The organism is Staphylococcus nepalensis (assembly GCF_014635045.1).
GTDB classification, from domain to species: domain Bacteria; phylum Bacillota; class Bacilli; order Staphylococcales; family Staphylococcaceae; genus Staphylococcus; species Staphylococcus nepalensis.
Genome location: NZ_BMCF01000006.1, coordinates 163,735 through 188,698, shown reverse-complemented (window position 1 = coordinate 188,698; position 24,964 = coordinate 163,735). Strand labels below are relative to the sequence as shown.

The following is a 24,964-nucleotide window of genomic DNA, read 5'->3' as shown; positions in this document are numbered from 1 at the left end:
TAGTAGGACTTATGCAATAGCAAGGCTATTGTAACCAATGAAAGAACTTGCTCAATTGAAAATTGAGCTTAGTAGGACTTATGCAATAGCAAGGCTATTGTAACCAATGAAAGAACTTGCTCAATTTATTGAGTTAATGATATTTATGTATGAGTTTTAGCTCAAATAAATCCTTTATCCCTTTCAATCTAGTCATCTTTGCCGGGATGGGAGACGAAATCTTTTTTAATAAATTAGATTTCTGTCCCCTTCGTAGTAGAGCTTACGCAATAGTCAAGTTATTGCATAAGAGAAAAGTTTGAGTAGGGAGGAAATTAATTGTCCCTGCCAATAATCATTAATGTGGCAGTAATTTAAAGTCCCGTTCCCTTTTGTGCATACAGTTTATAGATATAAGTGGATGAATGTTTGTATCCTCAGTTTTATGTGGTATCCAAAGTAAAAAATATTACGAGTGCATATGATTTTAGTTTACTTATTTACTTAATTTGTTCATCTTTGTTAGTGAAACTGATATAATTAGTAGTGTAAATTATAGAAGGAGCATGGACTGATTATGAATGCAAAACCTGAAACAAAAGAAGTTAGAACTGGTCATTTGATTGCTTACAGTTCATTAATCATTGCGATTCTTTATGCAATACATTTATTTCTCATTTTAGACGATAGTGTAGTGAAGCAACTGTTAATAAATAGTAAACAAAAACCTTCCGAAAATGCTATTGGTGTTATAAAAAACAGTTTTCAATTTACAGGTGTTATGTATGTAATAGCCAATTTAACGGGGGTTATTGCAATTTGGAACAGGCATACATACTTGTGGTGGTTTATGTTTGCAGTATTCGCTTCACAAATTCTATATAACTTAGTTAATATCAACGCAGTTTTCGAAGCAATATTAGATGTCAAATCAATGGTGAATATCTTACCGTTAACAATAGTATTGATTATGTCATTCGTCTTAGCAGTTTACATGTTAGTCGTGTCTATCAAGCGTAAAAGTACTTTTAATAGATAGAAGTTTGCTAAACAAGTTAAACGTGTGATATAATGCGGTGCGTATATAATGAATGGAGGACAATTTTTATGCATGCATTTTTCATGATCATTTTAATATTAGATTGTATTGCATTAGTGACTGTTGTATTACTCCAAGAAGGTAAAAGTAATGGACTATCAGGTGCGATAAGCGGTGGCGCCGAACAGTTATTTGGTAAACAAAAACAACGTGGCGTTGATTTATTCTTGCATAGATTAACAATTGTATTGTCTGTCATTTTCTTCTTGTTAATGTTAGGCATAAGTTATTTTGGTTTATAAGGTCCGACAATGTTAAAGTCGGGCTTTTTTATTTATAATAGTATTATCCGATTTTTTAAATGATTAAATTTAGGGAATATATTTTGAGTATGATTCATATTAAATCAATTGCTAGGACGAAAGGGTTGAACCACGATGCAAATTAAATTACCAGAGCCATTCTTTTTTGAAGAAGGCAATCGTGCTGTATTACTTTTACACGGTTTTACAGGAAATTCTTCAGATGTAAGACAATTAGGTAGATTCTTACAGAAAAAAGGTTATACATCTTACGCACCACAATATGATGGTCATGCTGCACCACCCGAAGAAATATTGCAATCAAGTCCATTTGCGTGGTATAAAGATGCGATAGACGGGTACCAATTTCTTGTGGATAAAGGATATGATGAAATCGTTGTAGCAGGTTTATCTCTAGGCGGTTGCTATGCGTTAAAAATAAGCTTAGACAGAGATGTAAAGGGTATTATAACAATGTGTACGCCTATGCATATCAAGACAGAAGGCGCAATGTTTGATGGTGTTTTAGAGTATGCCCGTAATTTTAAAAAATACGAGGGAAAAGATGAAGCTACAATTGAAAAAGAAATGGATGTATTTCACCCCACAGACACTTTAAAAGATTTACAAGAACAAATTCAAAGTGTAAGAGACCAAGTAGACGAAGTGATGGATCCTTTACTCGTTATACAAGGTGAACAAGATCAAATGATTAATACCGATTCTGCAAACATTATATACAATGAGAGCGAATCAGATGAGAAAGATATTAAATGGTATGCGAATTCAGGACATGTCATCACAATAGATAAAGAAAAAGAAACAGTTTTTGAAGATATATACCAATATTTAGAATCATTAGATTGGTCAAAATAAATTTATAGTATTTAATTATAGAAAGGAGGGGCATAATGAATTTAAAGCAATCCATTGAAGAAATTATCAAACAACCAGATTATGAACCCATGTCTGTATCTGATTTTCAAGATGCATTAGGTTTAAACAGTGCCGACTCATTTAGAGACTTAATCAAGGTGCTCGTTGAATTAGAACAAACCGGGTTAATTCAACGTACAAAGACAGATAGGTACCAACGTAAGGGATCTAAAAAATCAAAACAATCCGAATTAATTAGAGGAACATTAAGCCAAAATAAAAAGGGCTTTGCGTTTTTACGTCCAGAAGATGGTGATACAGATGATATCTTTATCCCACCAACTAAGATTAATCGTGCAATGGATGGAGACACTGTACTTGTCGAATTACAACACTCTAAGGGTGAACATAAAGGTAAACTTGAAGGAGAAGTTAAATCAATTGAGAAACACTCCGTCACTCAAGTCGTAGGTACGTATAGTGAAGCAAGACACTTTGGTTTTGTACTACCCGACGATAAACGTATCATGCAAGATGTATTTATTCCGAAAGGTCATAACCTAGGCGCTGTAGATGGACATAAAGTATTAGTACAGATTACTAAATATGCAGATGGCACAGATAATCCAGAAGGACAAGTTTCAGCTATTTTAGGCCATAAAAACGATCCAGGCGTAGATATTTTATCTATCATCTATCAACATGGTATCGAAATTGAATTTCCAGATAAAGTGTTAGAAGAAGCTGAAGCAGTACCAGATGAGATTAAACCATCTGAAATAGAAGGTCGTCGTGATTTAAGAGATGAACTAACGATTACGATTGACGGTGCAGATGCTAAAGACTTGGACGATGCAATTAGTGTGAAAAAACTAGAGAACGGTCATACACAATTAACAGTCAGCATTGCAGATGTCAGTTACTATGTAACAGAAGGCTCAGCGCTAAATGAAGAAGCATACGATCGTGCAACGAGTGTTTATTTAGTGGATCGCGTAATCCCTATGATTCCACATCGACTCAGTAACGGCATCTGTTCATTAAATCCAAATGTAGATAGATTAACATTAAGTTGCCAGATGGAGTTAGATGAACGTGGCGATGTCGTTAATCATGAAATCTTTGATAGTGTCATTCACTCAAATTATCGTATGACTTACGATGAAGTAAACGAAATTATTACAGATCAAAATAAAGAGACGCGCGATAAATATAACGAAGTGACACCAATGCTTGATTTAGCAAAAGATTTATCTGAACGCTTAATCAATATGAGAAAACGCCGCGGTGAAATAGATTTCGATATCAGTGAAGCAAAAGTACTTGTAAATGAAGAAGGTATACCTACTGATGTTGAATTAAGAGAACGTGGCGAAGGCGAACGTCTTATTGAATCATTTATGTTAGCTGCCAATGAAACAATAGCAGAACATTTTGATCGTTTAGATGTACCGTTCATATATCGTGTACACGAACAACCTAAATCAGAACGTCTACGTCAATTCTTTGATTTTATTACTAATTTTGGAATAATGATCAAAGGTACTGGCGAAGAAATTCACCCATCTACTTTACAAAAAATCCAACAAGAAGTAGAAGGTCAACCGGAACAAATGGTCATTTCTACTATGATGTTACGGTCAATGCAACAAGCACGTTATGATGATGTCAATTTAGGGCATTTTGGCTTATCTGCCGAGCACTATACACACTTTACATCGCCTATACGTAGATACCCAGATTTAATAGTTCATAGACTCATCCGTAAATATCTTGTTGATAAAACGATGGATGATAAAGAACTTAATAAATGGGAAGAACTGCTACCAGAAATCGCAGACCACACATCTCAAAGAGAACGTAGAGCGATTGAAGCAGAACGTGACACAGATGAATTGAAGAAAGCAGAATACATGGTTCAACATATTGGAGAAGAATATGAAGGTATCATTAGTTCTGTAGCTAATTTTGGTATGTTTATTGAATTGCCAAACACCATTGAGGGCATGGTACACGTATCAGACATGACGGATGATTACTATAACTTCGATGAACGTCAAATGGCAATGATAGGTGAACGACAAGCTAAAGTATTCCGCATTGGCGATCCCGTTAATATTAAAGTAGTTAATGTCGATGTAGATGAACGCATGATTGATTTTCAAATCGTCGGTATGCCGTTACCTAGAAAAGAACGTAGCCAACGACCTTCACATGGTAAGACAATCCAAGCTAAACCACTTGGTAAGTCACTAGATAAATCCAATGACGATAAAAAAGGTAAGAAAAAACAACGTAAAGGTAAAAATCAGCGAAATAAAAACAAACAAGCTAGTGGCAATACAAAACATAAACCATTTTATAAAGATAAAAAGGTTAAAAATAAAGCTCGTAAGAAGAAAAAATAATTCAACAAAGAGGTGAAACTCAATGCCAAAGAAAAAATCACCAGGAACGTTAGCTGAAAATCGTAAAGCAAGACATGATTTTAATATTGAAGATACGGTTGAAGCGGGCATTGTGTTAAAAGGGACGGAAATCAAGTCCATTCGTCGTGGCAGTGCAAACCTTAAAGATAGCTATGCGCAAGTAAATCGTGGCGAAATATTTTTAAACAATATGCACATTGCTCCATATGAAGAAGGTAATCGATTTAACCATGACCCTCGTCGTTCACGTAAACTCCTATTACACAAACGTGAAATATTGAAATTAGGCGAACGTACAAGAGAAATTGGTTACTCAATTATCCCTTTAAAACTCTATTTAAAACACGGTCAATGTAAAGTCTTACTTGGCGTTGCAAGAGGTAAGAAAAGACATGATAAACGTCAAGCATTGAAAGAAAAAGCAATGAAACGTGATGTAGATAGAGCACTTAAAGCGCGTTATTAAGCGAAAATATTGCCAAAGACACCGATCTTTGGTAATATAATATGTGCTTTCTGAAAAAGATGTATAGTTTAAAGTCTGCAGAAAGTACATTATATTATTAGGGGGACGTTTTTGGATTCGACAGGGGTCCCCGAGCTGGTTAAGCGTGTCGGAGGGTTGTCTCCGCACCAACACACACAGTTAAAAATTAACTGACAAATCAAACAATAATTTCGCAGTAGCTGCGTAATAGCACTCTGCATCGCCTAACTGCATTTCCTATGTGCAGTTAACGCGATTCAACTTTAATAGGATACGCTAGGTACTGCCGCTTGAAGTCTGCCTAGAAGAGATTAACCAAGCTAGCACAATGTCGGCTGTCTATCACCTAACATTGTGCGAAATGCCTTGATAGACTACACACGTAGAAAGATTAGTATCAGGACCTCTGGACGCGGGTTCGAATCCCGCCGTCTCCATTACAGAGCTCTCAGCCCAAGTGGTTGAGAGCTTTTTTTATTGCCATGGTATTAACACAGATTTGCCTTGCTTATAAAAAAGTACGTTACAAATTTGTAGTTATTACTTTGTGATAAATAAACATAAATGATATTGTTTTAACCCTAGAATGGATTTAATATCAAATATTTCAAATGAGGAGTTATAAAAAATGATTAAAGAGCAAATCCAAGCTTCATATAATTTATTAAAAAAGCATATAAGAGACATAGATGAGGAAATAGCTACTTATCAACCAAACGTTGCTAATAATAATATCAAATGGCAATTAGGTCATTTAATTTTATTGAATGATTTTTTAGTATTTGAAACTATTAATGGGGAAAATGTTTTAGATCAAACGCCTGCAAAATATTTTTTGTGGGGAACATCACCAAAAGATTTTGATGGTTATGAACCTTCTTTTACCGCACTAAAAAAATTATTAGATGAACAACTTGATAGAATTCTTAATGCTTTAGAAAAACAATTAAAGAAAGATAGAAATGAACCAATTGTACTTAAAGATGTAGACGTTTATATGGAAAATTTTAATCAATCTATACATTTTGCTATTATTCATACTAATCGACACTTTGGTCAAATTGTATTATTAAAATCTATGATTAATAAATTAAATTAAAAACCACTGCCCAACATTAGGCAGTGGCTATAAACATTTTATAATTTTTTGCATATTCAGATACAAATGACTATATTGTGAATTTACTTCATCAATAAAAATGGCCTAATCTGTGCGTGATTATGATAAGGTTAACGCTTGGTGTTAATTCTATAATCAATCTTCACGTACGCTATTTATAAAATCAAATTCAATCTTTTCATCGATGCTCATCAGTTCTTATAGACGCCTTGCTCAAATCTAAAATAAATTTAAACGCCTAACTTTCATTACACCTATTTATCATTTTTAATAAAAAGTCTAATTTTTGCAATTCTGAAACAGATAAAAAATAGGACATCATCACGATGCCCTTTGAAAATTAACTCACTTCACATGCATAGCCATCTTTATCTCTATCGTGTTTTGGCTCATATGCAGGATGATCTTGTGGAACGCCTTCTGGATAAACCTGACGTAGCGCTGTACAATTTGGGAAAGTTGTAGTATTTTCAGTTGTTGAATTGATATTATCTTCGGTGTCGTCATTAAAATTATTACTTGAAGTAGGGTCGGAATTAGAATTGTTTTCTGTCTTTGCTTGATTTTGAGTATTGTTTTGTTCTTCAAATGCAGAATTTAAACTCCAAATGCCTATTTTTTCTGATTTTGCTTGTTCTTGTGAATTTTCTAACTCTGTCAAATATCTAGTATTTGGAGGGTAAACGTAAGCTACTTTTGCTAAACCTTCTCTTACTAATATATTATTTAACATGTCTCCATCTACATATATGTAAGCTAAATTTCTTCCGTATTTATCTTGCTTTTCTCCAACATCAAATTCTACTTCTATTTTTTCAGCATTATTTAGTAACTCTGCGGTTCTATCTGAGGCTTCTTGGCCAAATGGTTGCTTGCCTACGCTTGGGTGTTTAGTTTCAGGTGTGTCAATTAGTAAAAATCTAAAAGATGCTTTGGTTTCTTCATATATAAATTTAGCAGTATCACCATCAACAGTAGAGGCTAATTCAACTGGTATCTTATCCGTAGTGCCCGGTTTAGGTTTGTTTTCTTTTTTGTCTTCACTTTTCTGTTGATCATTTTTCGTTTCAGATTGATCTTCATCATTTGAAGATTTTAAAGTTGTTTTATCTTCAGATTCTTTAGAGTTTTCTTTTTTAGTAATTTCTTTTTGTTTGTTTTCTTCTTTATTCTCTCCTTTTTCAGCTTCTTTTGATGATGATTGGTTTTCCTTCTTATCTTCTGATTTACTTTGTTCGTTATCACCACATGCAGATAAAACCAAAAAACTTGCTAATAATAAAAATAGTAATTTTTTCATATGTGTCTCCTCTAAATTATATTTGTATAAAATTATTGTACTATACTAAAAAATAATTAGTAAGAATAATTATAATATTATTTTAAATGTTAATTATTTATAGTCAATTAGAATTATGGTATGTATATTATTATTGTAAAGTGTTCATCAATTAATCAATCGTTTTTAACTTTTAGAGGCGATATTTTTATAGATATGTGTTATATTTACAGTCCTACTACTGTCTCCTGAAAATATAAAAGGGGAAATTCTATGATAAATTTAATTTCAGCAATAGGTTCTATAGGCACATTTATAATGGCATTATTCTATTTTGTTTCAGTCACTTTGCAACTGTACCAAATGAAAATCGGCTTTATTCCAGCTTTAGGTTTTAACCAAGTATTGCTTGAACTAAATGAAGAAGACGAGCTTACCATGAAAAATATGTCAACTGACATTACTGATCATGAAGATTATTTAAAATTATATAACTTGGGCGGCGGTGCTGCTAAAAAGATAAAAATTGAGATTTTATTAGATGGTGAAAAAGTTATACAAGAAAAATATGTAAATATGTTACCAAGTAAAGAAAGTTATCTTTTACCTGTAAACAAAGAAGTATTTGAAGAATTTGAAAGCACAATCCAAAATAATGGATATGAGTCTAATATAAATATTAGAATATCTTACCGTCATAATGTCAGTAGAAAACAACATACACTGACATTGAATGGCAAGTTGGACGAATTTAATATGTATAAAAACAAGACAATATATGAACTTCAATTTATAGAAGATTAATTTTAACTCTACCTGTTAAGGTAGGGTTTTTTATAAAGTGAAAATGTGTGAAATAGTATTCATTTATATTTAAGAAACTGGATTAAGCAAACATAATTTGGAGGATATTACATAAAAAATAAGCCCATCAATTAAGATGAGCTAAAAGATTAATGATAACAAAATAAATAAAACAAAAGGGTAACATTATTGTTATTTTAAAATATAAAAATAATATACAAAAAATATTACAATTGTTGCAGGTAAACTGATAGTTAATGTTTTTATAAATTTGTTACTAATTAAAATAAATATTTTGAGAAAGGGCGCGTGAATTATTTCGCTGATTTCTGTTTCAGCTGATCTGAAAATAATTGTTAAAAAAGTAATAATTAAGAAAAGACAAGTGAATATTTCAAGCTCTTTTTAAATCTCATAAAACACCTCTTTTGTATTTGTTTAAATATCAAAATAGATATTTAATTAAACGTTTATATTTGCTTCGATACAATAAAAATAAAATTTTAGCATGATCATTTTATCGAAAAAAGATACAGTTGAAGGTGTTTAATTTTTATTTATTTCATCATTCATAATTTCTGATACGCTATCGTTATGTTTTTCTTGTGATAAACCTTCAAAATCTTTTTGTCTTGTAAGCTTATCTATTTCATTTTGTGCTTCTTCAGACATACCTCAGTTGAAAAATCTCCGGCAGGCATTGAATTTAAATCTATTTTTTGATTTTGCCCTGGATTTTCATTTGCTATCTTTTGTACTTGTTCATTTAATAGCTGTTCATATTCTTCATTTGAGACATTGTTGGCTTTAGGTATATTATTTTCTAGAAGTTGATATTCTTCGCTTGTCATACCTTTTGGCGGGATAACGCCGAAGGGTCTATTGCCTTGTTGTGTTTGGTCTTCAGCATTTGTATTAGGATTCTTTTCTTGTATGTTATCTTTATTTTGTATGTGTGGACGTTCTTCAGAAGTTTCATCTTGCTTGTTTACAGTATCAGCTGCTTGAGTATTGCTAGCACCTGTCTTATTTTCGCTAGTATTTTTATCAATATCAGATTGTGTATCGTCGTCTTTAGTATAATTTTTTTTCGTGTCTTTAGATGATGATTCAGTTTCTTTATTATCACTCGATTTACTATCTTCACTATTACTACATGCGGATAAAATTAAGAAACTTGATATTAATAAAAAAAGGCTTTCTTCATTTAGCTCCTCCTAAAAAACTATTGTTATAATTTAATTGCACTATATTAAAAATAAATGTGTGCAAACATCTTATTATTATAAGAAATTTGTATATTTTTGTGTAATGGATGAAAACTGTTTTAACCGTCCAATATACACGCATAGTGGAGAGGAAATATACGATATGTTAAAATTTACTATATTTCTAGAAATTAATAATAAGGTATGAAGAAAAGGAGTGTTGATATGACTCATATTTATGCAAATTTAATTGGCACTTGGACTGATCTTACAAATATGAAAGACGTAGTTATAAATGATATTTATGACTCACCAATAGAATGGTTGATTGAAAATAAAAATACTATTTTCGAACAACGTAGTATAAAAATAAATATTGGAGAAATAACTTATTTCATACATCCGAGCTGTTTGCAAATTATAACTAAGTAGTTAAAACGATTAGAAATATTACGTGTTGATTATTGTTTTTAAATAAATGAAATCTTCGAATTATAAAGCATCTTCGATATTATAAATCACATAATGTAATAAGCCTTAATTACTTAAATATGTAACTCGTTATTCATGTGCAATACAGTGCTTTTTTTAAATAATATTATTTGAATGTTTATAAAGCCTTTTTAATCTTTACCATCCCATTAGAAAGCTTTAATGCGCTAAACTCATAGGCGTCCCACATATCAATTGGTAGTGGCTCAAAGATATATTAATATTAGGGAATACCCTTATACAGTAAATACAAATGATATGATAATCTATATACAGGTAAACTTCAGACATTTACCCAAACAAATTTTGTGCAACCACTCTTCGGAGTGGTTATTTATTTTATTGACTATATATCTTTTGGTTACAAATTGCATAAATTTTTGAGTTTTTAAATTATTTCAATATTCTGAAATAAATAAATTTACTTTTTCTTTTCCGGTTGTTAACTTTAAGTAAAGGGGTGGTGGGTTTGAAAATATTATTAATAGGATATACAGGTTTATTAGGTTCTGTTCTAAAAAAGGAGTTAGAAAAAAAGCATAAAGTCATTGGTGCATCTAGACATAACGCGGACGTTGAAGTAGATATTACTGATACTGAAAGCATTAAGCAAATGTATAAAGAAGTAGGCAAGGTTGATGCTGTTATAAGTGCCACAGGAGCTGCACATTTTGGCCCATTAAATGAAATGACACCAGAATTAAATGATATAAGCATCGATAGTAAGTTGAAAGGACAAGTTAATTTGGTTTTATTAGGGATGGAGTATATTAATGATGGTGGCAGTTTTACATTAACAACAGGTGTCATTATGGATTGCCCTATTTTTGAAGGCGCATCATCTGCTTTAGCAAATGGTGGTGTAAAGGCCTTTGCTAAATCAGCAGCTGCAGAAGCACCGAGAGGAATTCGTATTAATACAGTTAGTCCAAATGTTTTTGAAGAGTCTCCAGATCAATTGAAGGCGTATTTTCCCGGTTTTAAACCAGTGCCATTAAAAAGAGTTGCATTAGAATATATAAAAAGCGTCGAAGGCATTCAAACGGGACAAAGTTATGAAATTTATTAACTTTATTGTATATAATTTAAAATTTACTGTCACAACCACTCACTAGGGTGGTTGTTTTAATATGATATTCTATAATTTAAAATGAATCATAACATAGAAAATAATTGTGAATTTGATAAGATTTAGTGATGGTTCAGAATGAAAGATATTGATTAATATCTCGAAGTAAGATCAAAAAACTGAGACACTAGTTTATATCTCAGTTTAATGGATTAAAAATTTACGTTACAAATATATCATTGTTTTGTGGTCAAAATTTTAACTGATAGCGCAATTAAGGTAATACTAATAATGTAGTCAAAAACCATTTTAAATTTAGGTTTTTGAAAAATTGCTTTTACATAATTAAATATAAAAGTACACAAACTAAACCACGTTATTACAGTTACAATAAACAATCCTGAAAGTATTGCGCCTTGTACACTTTCATTGTTCTGATGGTTTATAAATTGGGATAAGATACTAATATAAAATAAAATAGCCTTTGGATTTAAAATCATAGTAGTAAATCCTTCTTTATAAGCGTTAAACAAATTTATTTTTTTCGTATTTACAGAATCAATCTTTTGATAGTTGAATTTATGCGCATTAATTATATTGTTAAGACTTAAATAAACAATATATAGAGCACCTAATACTTTGATTGCTAAAAAACAGTATGGGAACTTACTAATATAAAAATAAGGCCTAAAGTGGCTAAAATTGCGTAAATTAAATGGGCGTTTGCTATCCTTAAAGTTGTGAAAATGCCACTTTTGATTCCAACGTGTATGCTGTTTTTTATAACAGCAAAAAGCTTTGGCCTGGTGCGATGAGAATCAATAAAGACATCACTATAAAATTAATCCAATTTTCTATATATAACCCCTTGTTTGAATATTAAAAGATTAATGATGTTTTCTCTACTAATTATAGGATAAAAGAAATAAACAAAAATACCACGAATTAGTAGAGGAAGTTCATATTATTCAATAATGGTTTTTCCATTTTTGTTATTAAAACAATCAATGATTTGTTGTTCAGTATTTCTTTTAGTTGATAGCACCGGTAGCCTTTTTAAGTCAAAGAAAGCTACTGAACTAGTTTCAATACTAGTCGTTAAATTGCCACTTAATTTTTTACAGTAATATATTAGTTTGTAATATTGCGCTAAGGCGTTCTCTGGATTCGATTTGTTTGTATCGTAAACAGCGATGAGATTTTTGACAGTAGTATTTAATCCTGTTTCTTCTTTAACCTCTTTAATTATATTTTCAACTGGTGATATGCCTATTTCTGCAAATCCGCCTGGTAGTGCCCATAATTTAGTTTTAGAGTCTTCCACTAATAAAATATGATCGTTATGGTCTAGGATCAACGCTCTCACGTCGATTTTGGGTGTTGGATAACCTTGCTCTTTGTGAAAATTTATAGGTTTTTGTGTTAAATGCGTATTTATAAATTTTTGCGTTATATCAAATAGGTTATTGTATCGCTCAATGTCATATGGATCTTTAGAATAATTTAAACCTTCGTTAGAAATAGCTAATAATCTTTGGAAAAATTCTTTTTCGCCCACATTAATCACTCCAATATATTTCTTCCAACTTTACTAAAAAATCTCAAGCATTTCTAATGACATGAACTTAAAATCAGAGGTAAGTAAATTTGCATCTCGCGTTTTTTTATGTGCTACTTCAACAGAGCTATGCGTGGTCATGCTATAGTATCCTCAGATATGCTATTAAAGTAATTAATTTAGTGAATGAAGGCGATATAGATTCAGCCGTTACAGAAAGAGAAAACCAAATTCAAATTGCATTAGACATTAAAAAAACACATGACTGATATTTAAAAATTTAAGATATAAATGAATATGCTTCCTTTAAAGTAGATACTAAAAAATGAAAAATTAATGCTTAGTTTTTATAATTAAAATCATATAAGGCGGTTTTTAAATAATAGTAATTATTCTACAAGTTTTAATTAAAAAAGCACTTATATCAATTGTTTACAAGTTCAGTGATTTGGTTATAGGTAAATGGATATTAAAAACTACAAGGCGTTTTGGTATGAAAAAATTAAATAAAGACATGTTGTGTATTGTATTTAGAACATAGGGGTGGTTTTTAAATGGAAAAAATAATGTATTCGGATCATGAAGAAAATTTTTTTGAAGTATATCAAAAAGAAAATAGTAATGGGCAATGGATATTACTTATTCATGGAGGGTATTGGAGACAAAAATTTAGCAAAAAGCTAATGGAACCTTTAGTTGAAACGTTTTTAAATGAAGGGTTTAATGTGGTTAATATTGAATATTGTAGAGGCGAGCATAGATGGCCGATACCCTTTGAAGATATTAAACAAGCAATCAAAACGTTTAAAGAGACGGATTATTATAAATCAAAAGATGAGATTATCTTATTAGGTCATTCAGTAGGTGGGCAATTGGCCTTGTTAAACGAAAACAGTGTAGATAGAGTGATTGCTTTAGCGCCAGTTACAGATGTGTTATTTACAAAATCAAAAGGGCTTGGAGATAATGCAGTCGTTGAATATTTTGGAAATACAAATGACGCTAACTTAGAAAAAGCTTCTCCTATTCATAAAGATGGCTACAATTCAAAAATTTTAATTGTGCATGGGTTAAATGATCAATCGGTATTAATAGATACGACTTTAAACTTTGTAAACAAATACAAGCAAAGTACTATATATTTATTTTCTTTTCCATTTTTAAGTCATAAAGCATGTATTGATCCCAAAAACTATTGTTTTCAGTATATATTGGGTTGGCTGAACCAGGACTAAAGAGGTCATAACAATATATTTTTAATCACTATGAAAAGATTATTGAATTAATTTTTGTATTTACATCTAATTTGTTATATTAATCATTTCATTATGAAGTATTATATTATAATTAGCTTTTCATGACTGAATTTTAATATGTGCGATGCGTCAACCAATCGTCATTTTAATGATATATATAAATTATTTGTACGTTGATATGTAAGGTAACAGCTTTCGGTTACTGAATAGTAATCATTTAAACATTGTCAAGATCATCTGGCTATATGATGCTGAGGCATTTATGCCTCAGCATTAAATATTAGAATAACAGTAAATAACAGAATTAAATATATGTTTAGAATACAAATTTTACCGCAAAAAACGAATGATATATCGTACGTGATGTAACTCATATTAAAGACAGAGTGACTTACATAAACTAATATATTAGAACATTAAATATAGGGTATGTATAAGAAAGTGTTTTAAAGAGGTGGTATAGTTGGATTTAAATCAAAACATAAATGAATATTTAAAACTATTGTCAAATGAAAGTTCAAAAGCATTAAAACATTACAAAGATAGAAATATTATTTCTAAGTTCTTTTATAACTTATTTAAGCACCCGAGAGATAAGAGAAAAGAGTTACTTTATTTAGATTCTATCGATGAAGATGCATTTTACCAATTGTTTTGTGCATATATTATAGGAAGTGACATTTTAACAATACCAGATTGTTTAAATTACGATATTAAAAAAATTGGTGGAATAGAACCGTATTTTAAAGAAAATGTTAATTTACTAAAAATCAGATTACCTATAAAGCACGAAGCAGCCTTACATTTTAAGGATAAAGATTGTAATTTTGTTATAGAATCTCTTGTAGCCTTTCAGAAGCGTTTTTATATGCAATAAGATTTCAACAAAAATAACTGTTAACCATAAAATCGATAGGATTAAAACAAAAACATATAGATTTCAGGAGTTGTCTTTTTAAATTAGCTAAATTCAAGAGGGATCCTTATAGTATAAATATGAATGTAAACTTCACATACTTGTTGCTTAGTAATCTTCGCTTTCTATCTTTTTAATGCTTAACATGAATCTAAGTAAAAAAATTACTGTATTAAAAAACTAAAATATTTAACTTAATCAAATGTGCTAAAATAGATTGTGTATATAATAAATCTAGGTAGGTATAAAATTGAAAAAGTTAATATTTGTTAGTTTATTAAGTATCATATTATTATCTGCTTGTTCTGATAATGTTTTAAGTAAAAAATATTTAAACATTGCACATAGAGGCGCAAGTGGATCGGCTCCTGAGCACACGTTTGCTGCTTATGATAAAGCTATTACACAAAAAGCGGATTACATTGAACTAGATTTACAAATGACAAAAGATAATAAATTAATTGCTATGCATGATAAAGAAGTAAATAGGACTACGAATGGCAATGGTTTGGTAAATGATTTATCACTATCAGAAATCAAAGCGTTAGATGCTGGTTCACATTTTGATTCGAAATTTAAACATGAGTTAGTACCTGAATTATCTGAAATACTAAAAGAGTATAAGGATAAAACTAATTTTTATATTGAAACGAAACATCCTGATATATATCCATTTATGGATGAAATTTTAATGAAAGATTTAGAGAGTGAACATTTATTAAGTGATAAAAATTTAAAAAAAGGAAAGGTAATTATACAATCATTTTCAGAAATGAGTTTACAAAATATACATAATTTAAACGAGGATATTCCATTAATAAAACTTATAGATGATAAAGACATTTCAAATTTAACTAATGCAGAATTAGAACGGTTAGCAAATTTTGCTTATGGTATTGGGGTTAATCAAAAAGCTGTTACAAAAAATATTGTTAAACGCGCTCATAACAATGGATTGAAGGTACATGTTTTTACTTTGAACAACAAAAATGAGGCACTTAAAATGAAAAAAATGGGAGTAGACGGTGGTTTTAATAATAATCCATAGAAATACACAGTACGATATGTTTTTAAGTTCCTCCAAAATATGTCGTGTTATACCAACAGAGTAAGCTACCTTATAGCGAAACCATAGTGAAAATAAATTTTTAAGCAAATTAATATTAATTATGTTAAACAAATAGTTATCTTTCATAAAACGGGACTGAAATCAAGACAAGTCATTAATTTGATTTCAGTTCCGTTTTTTACTTATATAAAAACAAAGCAAAATTATTATACCTAGACGGGGTATATGTTATGCTTGTTTATGTTAAGAGAACAATATAAATAAGACAAGGAGGTTGTAAAATGACAAACCTAAAAAATCACGACTCACATAACGTTCATAATCATGAGATGCACGAAGCATCTCACACACACAGCCACGAAAATCATGAAGCGCATAACCATGACGCTCATTCGCATCACCATGGCAATTTTAAACGTAAATTTTTTGTGTCACTGTTCTTCGCAATACCGATAATTATTTTATCACCAATGATGGGAATAAAATTACCATTTCAATTTTCATTTAATGGATCTGATTGGATTGTATTAGTTCTCGCCACATTTTTATTCTTTTATGGAGGTAAGCCTTTTTTAATAGGAGCGAAAGATGAACTTGTTTCTAAAAAACCTGGTATGATGACGCTTGTCGCATTAGGTATTTCAGTCGCTTATATTTACAGTTTGTATGCATTTTATATGAATCATTTTAGCAATGCATCTGCCCATACCATGGATTTCTTTTGGGAATTAGCTACATTAATTTTAATTATGTTATTAGGTCATTGGATAGAAATGAATGCTGTTGGCAATGCAGGCAATGCACTGAAAAAAATGGCTGAATTATTACCTAACACAGCAGTTAAAATCATAGATTCTGATCATAAAGAAGAAGTACAACTATCAGAAATAGCAATGAATGATATTGTAGAAGTGAAAGCTGGAGAGAGTATACCAGCGGACGGCACGATTGTTCGAGGTAGTACGTCTATAGATGAATCATTAGTAACAGGGGAATCTAAAAAAGTTACTAAGGCTCAAAATGATGAGGTTATAGGCGGTTCTATTAATGGTTCAGGAACTATACAAGTTCAAGTAACTGCAACGGGACAAAATGGCTACTTATCTCAAGTGATGGAACTTGTAAATCAAGCCCAAAATGATAAATCCGATGCGGAGTTATTATCGGATAAAGTAGCGGGTTATTTATTCTATTTTGCGGTAAGTATTGGGGTAGTATCTTTTATCATATGGATGCTAATATATAATAATATTGATTTTTCACTAGAAAGATTAGTAACCGTATTAGTGATTGCATGTCCGCATGCTTTAGGATTAGCTATACCATTGGTAACAGCACGTTCAACGTCTATAGCTGCACATAATGGATTAATAATTAAAAATAGAGAATCAGTAGAATTAGCGCAATATATTGACTATATTCTGATGGATAAAACAGGTACATTAACAGAAGGTAACTTTTCAGTTAATCACTATGAGAGTTATTTAGAACAAAAGAGTGATAATCAAGTATTATCTTTATTTGCATCATTAGAAAGCAATTCAAATCATCCACTTGCTATAGGTATTACAGAGTTTGCTAAAAGTAAAAATATAGATATTATTAATCCTGAAGCGGTTAATAATATACCAGGCGTGGGTCTAGAAGGAACTATAGAAAATCAGAAATATCAAATAACTAATGTTAGCTACTTGGAGAAAAATAATTTTAAATATGATGAAAACCAATTTCAAAAACTTGCTCAACAAGGTAACTCAGTGAGTTATTTAATTCATAATGATAAAGTGATAGGCATTATAGCTCAAGGAGATAAAATTAAAGAAAGTTCTAAACAAATGGTTTCAGATTTGTTATCAAGAAATATAACGCCTGTGATGTTGACAGGGGATAACAGTGAAGTAGCGAAGACAGTAGCAAATGAGCTAGGTATAAAAGATGTACATGCGCAGTTATTACCTGAAGACAAAGAAAAAATAATTCAAGATTATCAAAATAAAGGGAATAAGATAATGATGGTTGGAGACGGTATCAACGATGCACCTAGTTTAATTAGAGCAGACATCGGTATGGCAATAGGTGCAGGTACAGATGTAGCTGTTGAATCAGGTGACGTTATTCTTGTTAAAAGTTCACCTTCAGATATTATTCACTTCTTATCACTTTCTAAAAACACCATGAGAAAAATGGTTCAAAATTTATGGTGGGGAGCAGGTTATAATATTGTTGCCGTGCCGCTTGCAGCTGGTGTATTAGCATCTATTGGACTAATATTGTCACCTGCTGTCGGAGCAGTATTGATGTCACTAAGTACCATTATTGTGGCTATAAATGCTATCACATTAAAATTAAAGTAATTTATAAATTATTGATTATTAAATGAGATGTTAAACCCGTTGAGTCCATTAACACGTTTTAAATTAGAACAACAGAAAATAATCGCCAAAACCCATTTATCTCTATGCATATTTGTGGGAGCGAGACAATGAAGTTTTTAAGCAAAAGATTTCTGTCTCGCTCATTTTTTCATTAGTATTTGTAAAATAATTTGTGCTAAACTGTTCCTAATTTAAAGGGGGGATTATTAAATGACAATAAGTTTAGAGCATATGACTCAATTGGATTATGATAACTTTTATGAAAACAGTATATATGAGTATGCTAACGAACATATTAAAAGTGGTAATTGGAAAAAAGAAGGCGCAATTGCTAGAGCTCGTAAGGCTTTTGAAAATCTACTACCAAATGGATTAGCAACAGATGGCGAATATTTATTTTCCATCTTTAATTCAAATGAAAATATTGGGTATTGTTGGTTGCATTTTTCTGGAGATAATAATAAAAGTTTTATTTATGATATACATATCGATGAAAAATTTAGAGGAGAGGGGCTAGGCGAAGCGGCAATGCTGCGTATAGAAAATTATTGTAAAGAGAGAAAAGTACAAAGTATTGGGCTACATGTGTTTGGCCATAACCAAAGAGCAGTATCTTTATATAATAAAATGGGGTTTCAAGTTACAAATTATCGAATGGAAAAGGTATTGGATGAAGGATAGATGATAAATTCTAAGTAAGACAGATGATATGAATAACTGCCAGCATATTTGTTTGCTTCATCACTGTTATCATAAACAGAGAGTATTAAGAGATTAAATTTTTACGTTGTTTATCATTACATAACTTAAGGTACCTTATATAGATGGACTCAGTGATATCAAACCTCAAATTATTTTTGTTGAAGTAATTTTATCAATAAAAAGTAATTTTGAAATAATTTATTATTATAATATATTTAATAAATGAAACGGAACGTATGTTTCGTGTTATAATAATTGTAATAGTGAATAGTATAGAGTTATAAATGTACTTGATAACTATTAAATAGAGTGGGTTTTGATCGATATATTTTATTGGAAAATCAGAGTTGATCGCTCTGAGAGGTGGAAAAATGAGTGTTGCAATCATAATAACTCTCGCCTTTTTAGCGATTATGCTATTTAAAGTTAGTAATATAATCTTACAATTTTTAGTATCTCTAATTATTACCATTATATATATCTTCATTATTTTTAAAATTGTAATTTGGTTAATATATATATTAAGCTATTTAAAATAATGTATGATTATTTACAGCTAGATTTTCGTAAACGCAAAAAGGGTTTATTATAAACATGAATAAATAATTAATGAAAAAGACAGTCAATCAAACGACTGTCTTTTTTGAAAAGTATATTGATTAATTGAAAAAGTAGTAGTGCGCCTCAAATTCAGTTGTATTATTATCTGTTAAAATATAGGATAGAAGTAATATTTTGTTGCTAAATATTAAATTTCAAATAGCCATATTTAATACAAGTAAGATCAACTTACCTTTATATTGATTATTTTTACTAGATTCAATATCTGCTTTTCGTGGTTTTGTTTCATTATAAACTTCTTCAGCATCGTCCCCATCATAATAACCTACGTCGCTGGCATTTTTAGTCTAGAGTTCAGCTGATGATAAGGCGCTGTTATGTTACTATCTTCCTCTACAACGTTATTTTCATCATTTTGGTTTTTATTCGTTTTACTTTCTTTTAAATTATCTTTTCGAGCGTGTACTTTTTATTTGAATTATTATCTGAGTTACTATCTTCCTCTACATCATTACGGCAAACTGTTAATATTAAGAAAATTGGCTAAGAAGGCAAAAAGCTTTTTCATAAAAAATACTCAACATTTATATTCTATAATTATTGTAATACATTAATTATATTAAATTTATGCAATATACTTCAGTTATATTATTTTGAACTTGAAACAATAAATTATACAATGATTTTGAAAGCGCTATATAACAATCGTATAATTTAGATAAGAAAGGGGTAACAGAAATATGAAAAAATTTAAAGGGTTTGATAAAAATTTTAATATCCCAGGTAAAGTCGCTGTTGTGACTGGTGGAAATAGTGGTATAGGTAAAGCCATTACTGATTTTTACATAGAAAAAGGAGCAGTAGTAGCAGTTTTAGATATCAAAAAAGATGTCCAAAAACTGAATAGCGATAACATCTTAGGTATACAATGCGATATTACAAAAGAAGTAGATATTGATAGTGCTATATCGCAAATTATTAAGAGATTTAAAAGAATAGATATTTTAGTCAATTCTGCAGGTGTAGCATTGTTAGATTATGCTGAAAACATGCCAGATGATATTTGGCAAAAACAAATAGATTTGAATTTAACAGCTTCATTTAAAATGGCTCAAAAAGTCGGAAATGTTTTTATAAAACAAGGAGACGGCGGGAAAATTATAAATATGGCAAGTCAAAATGCAATTATTGCGTTAGATCGACATACTGCTTACGGCGTCACTAAAGCAGGTATTACAAACATGACAAAAAGTTTAGCATTTGAATGGGCTAAATACGATATAAAAGTAAATGCTATCGCTCCAACGATAGTTGCTACTGAACTATCAGATAAAGCATGGGTAGGTAAAGCAAGGGAAGATGCTTTAGCGGGTATTCCTTTAGGACGCTTTGGAGAGCCAGAAGAAGTCGCTGCAATTGCTTTATTTTTAGCTAGTGATGCAACGGATTTTATTACTGGTGAAACAATTGTTATTGATGGCGGAAACACGATTAAATAACGAGCTGTTTTTAAGTAAAGAATATGTTACTATCTAACGATATTAGTTCAAAATCCGTTAAATAAAAGCTATATAAAAAGTTGGGCGAAAACAAAAATCTAATGGGCTTTATAATGGTTTTCTAATTTTCAGCTATAAAACGTCTTCTTTTAAAATTTTCTTTTTTATGTGACTACTATAAAGAAAGTATATCAATACTATCATTTTGAATAGGTCCTCAAACATTTAATAATTAAGATGAAAATACATTTATATCAAACTACGATGCAAAAATCGAGATGAATCTCTAATTGCTTAAAAAAATGTTGCTCTATATAACGATAAAAAAGCTATGAAAAACCTATCATGATAGGTTTTTTATAGCTTTTTTGATATATTTGGATTTAACTTTTATGACCAGCCAATTAACTGTGCTACGATTAGTGAAATGATTGATATAAGCCCCCATATAATAAAAAGAGGGAAAAAGAATCTAATCCATTTAGTGTATGAAACACCGCCAATTGCTAATGCAGCCATGAAATAACCACTTGTCGGGTAGAATACATGAGTGAAACCATCACCCAGTTGGAAAGCTAAGACTGCTGTTTGTCTAGTAACACCTAACATATCTGCTAATGGAGCCATAATAGGCATAGTGACTAGTGCTTGTCCGCTTCCTGAAGATATGATGAAGTTAATTAACACTTGAACGATGTACATACCGATTACTGCAACAGTTGGCGTTGCACCATCAATAACTGATCCTAATCCATGAACAATACTATCCATGATTTTGCCATCTTCAAGCACCACTGCGATCGAACGCGCTAGTCCAACGATGATTGCGCCCATTAAAACGTCTTTGAAACCATCATTGAATGCTTCGCAAATATCACGTGTATTTAACCCCGTAATTAAACCAACGACGATACCCATAATGATAAATAATCCGGACATTTCAACCATAAACCAACCTTGCGTTGTCACTCCATACACAAGTATAACAAAAAAGGCTAATACGACAGCGATGCCCGCTTTTTGACGTTTGGAAGCAACTAATGGTTTTTGTTTAGTAATGTCTTTATAAGTTTGTCTTTTTTCTGTATCTTCTTGGTAAACTAAACTCATATCGGGCGTTTGTTTTACCTTTTTAGCATAACGCATAATAAATAAAATCGTAACGAACAGTACAATTATAAATATAATTAGACGTAGTCCAATGCCTGAGAAAACAGGAATACCTGATAATTTTTGAGCTAGTCCAGTATTAATTGGATTTAATACTCCTACTGTGAAACCGACAACGGTCCCACATAATGCGATAGCAGTAGCAGTAATTGAGTCATAACCTAACGCGATGATTAAAGGAATGATAACTGGTATGTATACGAGTGAAAGCTCAGCCGTTCCAATCAAAGTAGCGATAATTGCAAATACAGTAGTAAGTACTGGAATAATAAAAATACTGTGGTTCAAAAATCGACGTGCCAGTTTATCAACACCAATTTCAATAATACCGGTACGTCTTAATACCATAAACATACCACCAATAATTAATGTAAAGAATACAATTTCCCCAGCTTCAATCAAACCTCTGGGAATAATTGAAATAAAATCCACGATATTAACTGGCGCAGCTGTTATATAATGAAATGAATCAGCATCTACCATTTCTCTACCCTCAGGTCCTTTAATTCGATCAAATTCGCCTGATGGAATAAGATAGGTTGATATTGTTGCTAATACGCCAAATATAAATAAAATAACGTAAATATGCGGCATACCAAGCTTTTTTCTGTTTTTGTTTGTTTCTTTTCCTTTGTTATTTGAAAATTTCAAATTTCCACCCCTTTTAAATAATATAAATAATGTTAATATATCATAATTTTATAAGAAGTAGAAAGAAAGATTTCAGAAAATTTACAGAACAAGACGTATTCTAGTAATAATTTTATAAGACGCGTAAGTAAGTATAATTGATTTGAGTATTTTATGAAAAGGCAGGTATATAAAAATTCTAGCGAATGAAATAGAATCAACATTTGCTAGAATGCGTGTGGAGTATAATAGTTATTTGGTATGATTAATCAAAATTCAGTTAAAATCTCTTGCTATTTTGGCACTATATTTTGATTTATCTATGTTATTACATAATAAATTTAAATAACGCTGAACGTTATACGTAGTGACATCTTTAGGTAGCGCATGTGTAAAAACATTACCTTTTTTAGTTTCGACAGTATAAGTTATATTATAGTTGCTAATCTCCAAATTAATAATTTTCATAAGTATCCCCTTAACAATGGTCATTGTTTTAAATTATGAAATTGAAAATAAAAATGAAAAACCGACCATTTATCTAATTGCACTATACATAAATCTTTTAAGTATTAAAAAGTATAACACATTTTGAAAATTAACTTAAATAATATATAAAAAAACACACTCAAATTATAGAATGTGTTTAATCATTAAGTAAATTTAATATTTCATCATATTTTTGTTCACTTAAAGTCCCTAAAGGGCTTTGGTCAATTTCAAATATTAAAAAATCATCATTTGAATTGAATGAACTTTTAATACTTTCGTAAATAGTGGCTTGATCTAAATCACTTTTTAAGAGCCAAAGCCCTCTATAAATATACAATGATTTACCGACACTATTTAATTTTGCAGGTAATTTTTCATAACCATACGAAATGGAATTTAAATTATAGGACAAAATATACTTTGCCATCAATATCACGCTCCAATATAAGCATATCATTAACTGAGATTTAAAAGTTGATAAAAGGTTGAAGGAAAAGTGAAAATTATAAAATCCATTACGTTATTAGTTTATAGATGGTCCAAAGTTAAAACATCTATATATTTGTCTTTATGTAAAAATTACGTTTAATATACTTAAGAGAAAGTTATTAACTCAAAATGTGTGTTTATAAAACGTTTATTTATATAAATATACGGTGGGTCTTTATAATCATGATTTCATCCTTAATAAATGTTTATCAATTGTTTGTTATGGTTATTTGTGTAAATAAAATAGATCAACAATAAAAAAATGAGGTGAAAGATTTGAACTATATAAAATATATAGCATCAAAAGATGGTACGAATCTTTATACAAAAGTAAATGAGGTTAACAGTGCCAAGGGGAATATCATTATTGTTCATGGGGTGGCAGAGCATTTGGATCGTTATGATGAGTTGACGAATTATTTAAATCATAATGGCTTTAATGTCATTCGATATGACCAAAGGGGTCAGGGTCGTTCAGAAGGGCAACAAACCTTTTATAGCACTGCTAATGAAATAGTTGATGATTTAACAGCAATTATTAATAAAGTTAAGTCTCAATTTGACGGTGAGTTATATTTGATTGGACATAGTATGGGAGGCTATACAGTCACTTTATTTGGAACACAGTATCCGGGTAAAGTTGATGGTATCGTAACTTCTGGCGCTTTAACAAGATATAATAAAGAAACATTTGGCAAAATAGATAAAAGTGCTGATATGCATAGTTATATTGAGAATGTTCTAAGTGATGGTCTTTGTTCAGATGAGACAATCGTTAAAAAATATGCCTTAGATGACTTAAATGCGAAACAGATATCAAATGGGTTATTAATCACATTGATAGAAGGCGTAGAATACTTAAAAAATAACGCACAACAATTTGTTGATCCTATACTGATTTTACATGGTAAAGAAGACGGTTTAGTGAGTTATAAAGATTCAATTCAATTATTTGATGAAATCGGATCTGAACATAAATCGATACACATATATGATGATTTGCAGCACGAGATTTTTAATGAATCTAGTTATAATGAGAGCATTTTTAGGGAAATTGTAGATTGGTTAAATAGAGAAATACAGAGGTATTAAAATTTTTAAGGTATATTTACAATAATATTGTTTATTAAGTCATATTCAATTAAAAAATATTTGTTTTGAGC

General features: G+C 30.5%; 24 protein-coding genes and 1 other RNA gene. 17 read left to right on the top strand and 8 right to left on the bottom strand.

The window, feature by feature from the left end; genetic code table 11:
* Positions 1-556: 556 nt before the first annotated feature.
* From IEU88_RS10185 to IEU88_RS10155, 7 genes are all read left to right on the top strand, one after another.
* A complete protein-coding gene (locus tag IEU88_RS10185) occupies positions 557-1,018 on the top strand; it encodes a hypothetical protein (RefSeq protein WP_096810654.1) in 462 nt (153 codons plus the stop codon).
* 68 nt (positions 1,019-1,086) lie between these two features.
* On the top strand, positions 1,087-1,320 hold the full coding sequence (gene secG, locus IEU88_RS10180; RefSeq protein ID WP_103373036.1) for a preprotein translocase subunit SecG: 234 nt from the start codon (positions 1,087-1,089) through the stop codon (positions 1,318-1,320).
* Between the two features lie 135 nt (positions 1,321-1,455).
* Entirely contained in the window at positions 1,456-2,196 is a 741-nt protein-coding gene (locus IEU88_RS10175) for an alpha/beta hydrolase (protein ID WP_096810653.1), read from the top strand.
* A gap of 35 nt (positions 2,197-2,231) precedes the next feature.
* Positions 2,232-4,604 carry a ribonuclease R gene (gene rnr, locus IEU88_RS10170; RefSeq protein WP_103373035.1) on the top strand — a complete coding sequence of 791 codons (2,373 nt, stop codon included), beginning with the start codon at positions 2,232-2,234 and terminating at the stop codon, positions 4,602-4,604.
* Between the two features lie 22 nt (positions 4,605-4,626).
* Positions 4,627-5,091 (top strand): SsrA-binding protein SmpB, encoded by a 465-nt coding sequence (gene smpB / locus IEU88_RS10165; protein ID WP_096810651.1) that lies wholly within the window; start codon positions 4,627-4,629, stop codon positions 5,089-5,091.
* Between the two features lie 101 nt (positions 5,092-5,192).
* Positions 5,193-5,552, top strand: a transfer-messenger RNA (tmRNA) gene (gene ssrA, locus IEU88_RS10160).
* Between the two features lie 188 nt (positions 5,553-5,740).
* Positions 5,741-6,211: a DinB family protein gene (locus IEU88_RS10155; RefSeq protein ID WP_103373034.1), complete on the top strand. Its 471-nt coding sequence runs from the start codon at positions 5,741-5,743 to the stop codon at positions 6,209-6,211.
* A 361-nt stretch (positions 6,212-6,572) separates the two neighbouring features.
* Here IEU88_RS10155 and IEU88_RS10150 read toward each other — a convergent pair whose 3' ends face one another.
* Positions 6,573-7,532 carry a thermonuclease family protein gene (locus IEU88_RS10150; protein WP_160148684.1) on the bottom strand — a complete coding sequence of 320 codons (960 nt, stop codon included), beginning with the start codon at positions 7,530-7,532 and terminating at the stop codon, positions 6,573-6,575.
* Positions 7,533-7,784: 252 nt separating this feature from the next.
* Between IEU88_RS10150 and IEU88_RS10145 the strand changes: the two genes are divergently transcribed.
* Positions 7,785-8,315, top strand: a complete 531-nt coding sequence (locus tag IEU88_RS10145; protein ID WP_096810648.1) for a hypothetical protein — start codon at positions 7,785-7,787, stop codon at positions 8,313-8,315.
* Between the two features lie 546 nt (positions 8,316-8,861).
* On the opposite strand, the gene IEU88_RS13780 is transcribed toward IEU88_RS10145, so the two are convergent.
* Together IEU88_RS13780 and IEU88_RS10140 are read right to left on the bottom strand one after the other, a co-directional pair.
* Complete coding sequence (locus IEU88_RS13780; protein WP_255312541.1) at positions 8,862-8,987, bottom strand: hypothetical protein; 126 nt, start codon at positions 8,985-8,987, stop codon at positions 8,862-8,864.
* The gene (locus IEU88_RS10140; protein WP_103373739.1) at positions 8,960-9,166 is read right to left on the bottom strand and encodes a hypothetical protein; all 207 of its coding nucleotides are present in this window, start codon (positions 9,164-9,166) and stop codon (positions 8,960-8,962) included. The genes IEU88_RS13780 and IEU88_RS10140 overlap by 28 nt, the downstream gene beginning before the upstream one ends.
* A gap of 582 nt (positions 9,167-9,748) precedes the next feature.
* Between IEU88_RS10140 and IEU88_RS10135 the strand changes: the two genes are divergently transcribed.
* On the top strand, positions 9,749-9,955 hold the full coding sequence (locus IEU88_RS10135) for a hypothetical protein (RefSeq protein WP_096810646.1): 207 nt from the start codon (positions 9,749-9,751) through the stop codon (positions 9,953-9,955).
* Between the two features lie 529 nt (positions 9,956-10,484).
* Positions 10,485-11,084, top strand: a complete 600-nt coding sequence (locus IEU88_RS10130; RefSeq protein WP_103373740.1) for a short chain dehydrogenase — start codon at positions 10,485-10,487, stop codon at positions 11,082-11,084.
* 236 nt (positions 11,085-11,320) lie between these two features.
* Here IEU88_RS10130 and IEU88_RS13705 read toward each other — a convergent pair whose 3' ends face one another.
* Positions 11,321-11,704 carry a LysE family translocator gene (locus IEU88_RS13705; protein ID WP_229719063.1) on the bottom strand — a complete coding sequence of 128 codons (384 nt, stop codon included), beginning with the start codon at positions 11,702-11,704 and terminating at the stop codon, positions 11,321-11,323.
* 344 nt (positions 11,705-12,048) lie between these two features.
* Complete coding sequence (locus tag IEU88_RS10120) at positions 12,049-12,642, bottom strand: NUDIX hydrolase N-terminal domain-containing protein (RefSeq protein ID WP_199194476.1); 594 nt, start codon at positions 12,640-12,642, stop codon at positions 12,049-12,051.
* 554 nt (positions 12,643-13,196) lie between these two features.
* Between IEU88_RS10120 and IEU88_RS10115 the strand changes: the two genes are divergently transcribed.
* The 6 genes from IEU88_RS10115 to IEU88_RS10090 all read left to right on the top strand — a co-directional run bounded on the left by IEU88_RS10115 (position 13,197) and on the right by IEU88_RS10090 (position 21,020).
* Positions 13,197-13,877: an alpha/beta hydrolase family protein gene (locus IEU88_RS10115; protein ID WP_096810642.1), complete on the top strand. Its 681-nt coding sequence runs from the start codon at positions 13,197-13,199 to the stop codon at positions 13,875-13,877.
* 484 nt (positions 13,878-14,361) lie between these two features.
* The gene (locus IEU88_RS10110) at positions 14,362-14,775 is read left to right on the top strand and encodes a hypothetical protein (RefSeq protein ID WP_103373713.1); all 414 of its coding nucleotides are present in this window, start codon (positions 14,362-14,364) and stop codon (positions 14,773-14,775) included.
* Positions 14,776-15,064: 289 nt separating this feature from the next.
* A complete protein-coding gene (locus IEU88_RS10105) occupies positions 15,065-15,862 on the top strand; it encodes a glycerophosphodiester phosphodiesterase family protein (RefSeq protein ID WP_103373668.1) in 798 nt (265 codons plus the stop codon).
* A 350-nt stretch (positions 15,863-16,212) separates the two neighbouring features.
* Positions 16,213-18,237 carry a heavy metal translocating P-type ATPase gene (locus IEU88_RS10100; protein WP_369967585.1) on the top strand — a complete coding sequence of 675 codons (2,025 nt, stop codon included), beginning with the start codon at positions 16,213-16,215 and terminating at the stop codon, positions 18,235-18,237.
* A gap of 231 nt (positions 18,238-18,468) precedes the next feature.
* Positions 18,469-18,939 (top strand): GNAT family N-acetyltransferase, encoded by a 471-nt coding sequence (locus IEU88_RS10095; RefSeq protein ID WP_103373670.1) that lies wholly within the window; start codon positions 18,469-18,471, stop codon positions 18,937-18,939.
* 1,322 nt (positions 18,940-20,261) lie between these two features.
* Positions 20,262-21,020, top strand: a complete 759-nt coding sequence (locus IEU88_RS10090; RefSeq protein ID WP_103373519.1) for a GolD/DthD family dehydrogenase — start codon at positions 20,262-20,264, stop codon at positions 21,018-21,020.
* Positions 21,021-21,410: 390 nt separating this feature from the next.
* Here IEU88_RS10090 and IEU88_RS10085 read toward each other — a convergent pair whose 3' ends face one another.
* The 3 genes from IEU88_RS10085 to IEU88_RS10075 form a co-directional block, all read right to left on the bottom strand.
* Entirely contained in the window at positions 21,411-22,841 is a 1,431-nt protein-coding gene (locus IEU88_RS10085; RefSeq protein WP_229719062.1) for a YfcC family protein, read from the bottom strand.
* A 255-nt stretch (positions 22,842-23,096) separates the two neighbouring features.
* Positions 23,097-23,288, bottom strand: a complete 192-nt coding sequence (locus IEU88_RS10080; RefSeq protein WP_115359578.1) for a hypothetical protein — start codon at positions 23,286-23,288, stop codon at positions 23,097-23,099.
* 178 nt (positions 23,289-23,466) lie between these two features.
* Complete coding sequence (locus tag IEU88_RS10075) at positions 23,467-23,739, bottom strand: hypothetical protein (protein WP_103373760.1); 273 nt, start codon at positions 23,737-23,739, stop codon at positions 23,467-23,469.
* 338 nt (positions 23,740-24,077) lie between these two features.
* Here IEU88_RS10075 and IEU88_RS10070 point away from each other — a divergent pair, with 338 nt between their 5' ends.
* Positions 24,078-24,893 carry an alpha/beta hydrolase gene (locus IEU88_RS10070; protein WP_103373725.1) on the top strand — a complete coding sequence of 272 codons (816 nt, stop codon included), beginning with the start codon at positions 24,078-24,080 and terminating at the stop codon, positions 24,891-24,893.
* The last annotated feature ends 71 nt before the right edge of the window (positions 24,894-24,964 follow it).

What these genes read in the sequence shown, in the direction of transcription:
- IEU88_RS10185 (WP_096810654.1), top strand. Translation starts at nt 557, where the DNA reads ATGAATGCAAAACCTGAAACAAAAGAAGTTAGAACTGGTCATTTGATT.
- secG (WP_103373036.1), top strand. Translation starts at nt 1,087, where the DNA reads ATGCATGCATTTTTCATGATCATTTTAATATTAGATTGTATTGCATTA.
- IEU88_RS10175 (WP_096810653.1), top strand. Translation starts at nt 1,456, where the DNA reads ATGCAAATTAAATTACCAGAGCCATTCTTTTTTGAAGAAGGCAATCGT.
- rnr (WP_103373035.1), top strand. Translation starts at nt 2,232, where the DNA reads ATGAATTTAAAGCAATCCATTGAAGAAATTATCAAACAACCAGATTAT.
- smpB (WP_096810651.1), top strand. Translation starts at nt 4,627, where the DNA reads ATGCCAAAGAAAAAATCACCAGGAACGTTAGCTGAAAATCGTAAAGCA.
- IEU88_RS10155 (WP_103373034.1), top strand. Translation starts at nt 5,741, where the DNA reads ATGATTAAAGAGCAAATCCAAGCTTCATATAATTTATTAAAAAAGCAT.
- IEU88_RS10150 (WP_160148684.1), bottom strand. Translation starts at nt 7,532, where the DNA reads ATGAAAAAATTACTATTTTTATTATTAGCAAGTTTTTTGGTTTTATCT.
- IEU88_RS10145 (WP_096810648.1), top strand. Translation starts at nt 7,785, where the DNA reads ATGATAAATTTAATTTCAGCAATAGGTTCTATAGGCACATTTATAATG.
- IEU88_RS13780 (WP_255312541.1), bottom strand. Translation starts at nt 8,987, where the DNA reads ATGTCTGAAGAAGCACAAAATGAAATAGATAAGCTTACAAGACAAAAA.
- IEU88_RS10140 (WP_103373739.1), bottom strand. Translation starts at nt 9,166, where the DNA reads ATGACAAGCGAAGAATATCAACTTCTAGAAAATAATATACCTAAAGCC.
- IEU88_RS10135 (WP_096810646.1), top strand. Translation starts at nt 9,749, where the DNA reads ATGACTCATATTTATGCAAATTTAATTGGCACTTGGACTGATCTTACA.
- IEU88_RS10115 (WP_096810642.1), top strand. Translation starts at nt 13,197, where the DNA reads ATGGAAAAAATAATGTATTCGGATCATGAAGAAAATTTTTTTGAAGTA.
- IEU88_RS10100 (WP_369967585.1), top strand. Translation starts at nt 16,213, where the DNA reads ATGCACGAAGCATCTCACACACACAGCCACGAAAATCATGAAGCGCAT.
- IEU88_RS10095 (WP_103373670.1), top strand. Translation starts at nt 18,469, where the DNA reads ATGACAATAAGTTTAGAGCATATGACTCAATTGGATTATGATAACTTT.
- IEU88_RS10090 (WP_103373519.1), top strand. Translation starts at nt 20,262, where the DNA reads ATGAAAAAATTTAAAGGGTTTGATAAAAATTTTAATATCCCAGGTAAA.
- IEU88_RS10080 (WP_115359578.1), bottom strand. Translation starts at nt 23,288, where the DNA reads ATGAAAATTATTAATTTGGAGATTAGCAACTATAATATAACTTATACT.
- IEU88_RS10075 (WP_103373760.1), bottom strand. Translation starts at nt 23,739, where the DNA reads ATGGCAAAGTATATTTTGTCCTATAATTTAAATTCCATTTCGTATGGT.